This window comes from Actinomycetota bacterium, from assembly GCA_036280995.1.
Taxonomy (GTDB): domain Bacteria; phylum Actinomycetota; class CALGFH01; order CALGFH01; family CALGFH01; genus CALGFH01.
Genome location: DASUPQ010000539.1, coordinates 1 through 3,268, shown reverse-complemented (window position 1 = coordinate 3,268; position 3,268 = coordinate 1). Strand labels below are relative to the sequence as shown.

The window sequence follows — 3,268 nt, the reverse complement described above, 5'->3', positions numbered from 1 at the left end:
CAGCGCATTGGGCGCGCCTGACCCGGCACTGTGTCCGGGGCGCGTTTTGCTGGCCGTGTTCCCCTTGGTCGATCCCCTTTCCTCCCCCGCCTCCGCCCCCGCCGGAGCGGCCTTGTTCGGCAGGTTCGCAGGTACTACGGGATCGTCCGACTGCCCGTCTCCGTTCATCCCAGGATTACCGCCTCGGCGTTCCCTGGGCGGCCCACCCGTTGATCACACGGCTGGGCGGACACGGTGACGGCGCTCGTCGAAAATCCCCAGGGGTGCTCGTCGAAATTCCCCACCCGGTGGCGGGGTCAGCGTAGCGTGCCCGGCCGGGTGCCGGCGCGCATTTTGTCGGTTCGGGCGTGGTGATCGCGGAGCCTGTACGAATCCCCGGCGATGTCGAGCACGACCGATCTGTGCAGGAGTCGATCCAGTAGGGCGGCGGCGACCATGTTGTCGCCGAGGACCTCGCCCCAGGACGTCACGGGCCTATTTGTGGTCAGAATGATGGATGTCTTGAGGTACCGCTGGGCCACGACCTGGAACAACGCCGACGCGGCCTCGGCCGGCAGCGGCAGGTAGCCCAGTTCGTCGATCGCCAGCAGCGTGGGGCCGGCGTAGAAGCGCATGGTGGTGGCCCATCGGCCCTCGATCGCGGCCCGGTGGCAGCGGGCCGCGAGGTCGGCGGCGGTGGTGAAGTAGGTGCGGTAGCCGGCGTCGACGGCCTTGCGGGCAAGACCGGTGGCGAGCATGGTCTTGCCGACCCCGGGTGGGCCGATCATCAGGACGTTGGTGGCGTTGTCGAGGTAGCGGCAGGAGGCCAGGTCGTTGATCAGTCGGGGGTCGACGCCGGGTTGCGCGTCGTAGTCGAACTCTTCCAGGGTCGCGTTGCTGGGCAGGCAGGCGAAGCGGAGCCGGCCGGCGAGCCGGCGAGCCTCGGGTCGCGGTGACCTCGATCCGCAGGAGGCGTTCCAGAGCCGCGGTGGGGGTGAGTTTCTCGGTGCGGGCCTGGTCGAGCACGGCCGGGAGGGCCTGGGCCGCGTCGAGGAGTTTGAGGGTGCTCAGGTGCGCGCGCAGCTGCTGGTAGCGGCTGTTCTCGGCGGCGGTGGCCGGCGCCGGTGCGTCGCTGGTGGTGGTGGTCATGGCAGGCTCCTCCGGGCTTCGGCGGCGGCCGCGTAGACGGCCAGGTCGACGACGGGTTCGGTGTCGGTGGTGGTGCCGCGCAACACGTCGGCGGCGGCCAGGGCGGCCGGGCCGGGTGGGATGCGTTCCTTGCGGCGGTGCGGTCGGGCGGTGGTGAACGCGGCCAGCGCGGCCTTGTTCAGCGCGGTCACGTGGTGTTCGCTGCGGATCGTGGCGCCAGTGCCGTCGGCGACCCGGTGGTGCAGAGCCACGGTCACGCCGCGGTCGGTGACGAATGCCAGCACCGGGGAGTTCAGCCGATGGGTGACGGTGATCGGCCCGTTGGCCAGCTCGGGCGGCACGGAGTACCGGTTCCCGCGGAACGACACCAACGCCTGTGCGGACACGACCCGTGTCACGCTGACCTCGGCCGGGAAGGGCGCGGCCGGCAACGGCGCGAGCCGCTCACGTTCGGCCAGATCCGCGACGGTGCACCGGTTCCCGTCGACATCGACCCGGTCGCGGGCATCACCGACGGTGGCGCAGAACTCGTCGAGGCGGGCCTGCGCTTCGGCGACGGTGATGTCGTCGGGCAGGGTGCGCCACCAGCGTTGCGCGGCGGAGTGGTTGGCCTTCTCGACCACACCCTTGCGGTTGCCCCGCCGGGGCGGGCACGGTTTGACCTGCACCCCATAATGTTTCGCGGCAGCTGCGTAGGAGGCGGTGACCTTGCCGGTGCCCGGATGCACGACGGTGGCCATCCGGTCGAACCGCCAGACCCGGGTCAGCCCACCAAGCCGGACCACGACCTGGTGCTGCGCGTCGATCAGCTGCGGCTGGTCCGTCGCCTCGGCCAGCACCCCCCGCCACTTGCTGGAGTGGGACAGCGCGCCGACGAGCAGGAACGCCTTGGACCCGTAGCCGTCCCAGCTTCTGGGCGGGTCGGGCAGCTCCAGCCAATCCCATTGGGTTTCCTCGGCCGGCGGGTGCTCGATCACCGACGACGGGCGGCCGCCGGTCGGCCGGCACGCGTGGCACACCGGCCGCAGCTGCCGGGCCCGCAGGTTGTGCGTGAGCCGGGGGTAGGAACGGTCGTAACCCAGCTGCAGCAGTTCGTCGTACAGGGTCGTCGCCCACAGGTGCGGATCCTCGGCCAACCGTTCGCGGCAGTAGGTCACGAACGGTTCGAACGCGTCCGGGCCGGCCGGCGCCCGGACGCCGGCGGTCCGCTCGCCTTTCAAGTACGCCGCGATCGTTCTCCGGTCTTTGCCCAGGTGGCGGGCGATCGCGGAGATCGTCCAGCCCCTGCGGCGCAGGGCATGCGCGTCCACATCTTCCTCCCGTGTGAGCATGAAGCGGGCTCCCTCGAACAGCTGGTCGGTGGTCAGAGACCGCCAGCGTCGAGGGAGCTCCGCCGTCTTCAGCGAAGCCACGCCCGTCCACCGCGCTCAGAAATGGTGCGGTCGGGTTCGGTGGCGCCCAGGTGGGCCAGGTGCTGCTGCGCGGCGGCCAGCACGCGGGCCAGGTCGTGCGCGGCGTCGCCGGCGTCGGCCAGCTCGACGCCCGCCGCCGTGATGATCCGTTCGGGGTCGGCGCCGGTGTCGGCACGGAGGCGGCCGGCGTCGTGTTCGGCGTGCAGCCAGCGGTCGAGCTGGTCCAGCAGCTGCGGGAACCGGCCGGCGACCAGGGCGAGCTCGGCGACCAGCCGGTAGAGCTCGGCCGGCCCGGTGAAGACGCCCGGGTCGCGGGTGCAGTGGTTGAGCTCTCGGAGAGCCTCGGCGGCCTGCTCGGCCAGTTCCAGGGTGTGCGCGTCGGTCATGCCGCGCTCGCTGCCCGCTGGCGGCGCGGGGCCCTGAGCGGTCCGATCGCGACGGGGTCGAACGGCGCGCGGACGCCGGTGGTCCGTTCGCCGCTCGAGTCCGTGCGGGATCGTCCATCGGTCGTCGCCAACTGGCGGGCGACCGTGGAGATCGACAGGCCCCTCTGGCGTGCTGCTTGTGCGTCCACGTCTTTCCTCCCGTGTGAGCCATGAAGCGGAGCCACACGGGTGGGGAGATTCAACGAGCAGGTCTGGGGAGATTCAACCGAGCGTCGTTACACTGCGTCAGCAAGTACCAGGCCAGCAAGGTGCTGGCCGCGTTGCATGGGCGGATGGCCGAGG

General features: G+C 71.2%; 2 protein-coding genes and 1 pseudogene. All 3 read right to left on the bottom strand.

Annotation, left to right across the window (positions count from 1 at the left end; genetic code table 11):
• Positions 1-296 precede the first annotated feature (296 nt).
• Positions 297-1,128 (bottom strand): annotated as a pseudogene (gene istB, locus VF468_18110) (IS21-like element helper ATPase IstB).
• Positions 1,125-2,459 (bottom strand): IS21 family transposase, encoded by a 1,335-nt coding sequence (locus VF468_18105; GenBank protein ID HEX5880204.1) that lies wholly within the window; start codon positions 2,457-2,459, stop codon positions 1,125-1,127. The pseudogene istB and the gene VF468_18105 overlap by 4 nt, the downstream one beginning before the upstream one ends.
• A 68-nt stretch (positions 2,460-2,527) precedes the next feature.
• Positions 2,528-2,926 (bottom strand): hypothetical protein, encoded by a 399-nt coding sequence (locus VF468_18100; protein HEX5880203.1) that lies wholly within the window; start codon positions 2,924-2,926, stop codon positions 2,528-2,530.
• Between the last annotated feature and the right edge of the window lie 342 nt (positions 2,927-3,268).